This window comes from Streptomyces lancefieldiae (assembly GCF_031845825.1).
GTDB lineage: Bacteria > Actinomycetota > Actinomycetes > Streptomycetales > Streptomycetaceae > Streptomyces > Streptomyces lancefieldiae.
In genome coordinates, this window is the sequence record NZ_JAVRFH010000415.1 from 1 (window position 1) to 384 (window position 384).

Annotated in this window: 1 protein-coding gene; it reads right to left on the minus strand. The window is 45.1% G+C overall.

Going from position 1 to position 384, the window contains the following annotated elements; genetic code table 11:
- A partial coding sequence (locus RM812_RS42765; RefSeq protein ID WP_311586521.1) for a cell division protein FtsQ/DivIB occupies positions 1–384 on the minus strand: 384 nt, incomplete at both ends.

The window sequence follows — 384 nt, forward strand, 5'->3', positions numbered from 1 at the left end:
GGCACCAGTTCGAAACTTCCGTCTTTTTCACAACTGATCTGTGCCACCTGCGCCATCCAGAACTCGTCGTGCAAAACATAACCACTGATCTTTTTCACATCCTGAACGAGCGCACTGTCTTTGCTGTTCCACACACCGTTCACTTCTGGAAATGAAGTAAACACGCGAAGATTCACACTCATCTTATCGCTCAGCGGAAGCCTGCCTCCACTGCTGTCAATATAAAATGATGAACCATTTTCTGTAAACACTCTTGCTACCGGTTCCTTCTCGATGACGTTCACATGAAGGACGAGGTTGTTATCAAAAAATAATTCTGCTTTTCTCACCCAGGTATTCTGGGCGATCTCAACTTCCAGTTCATGGAGATCGATCATATCAAGT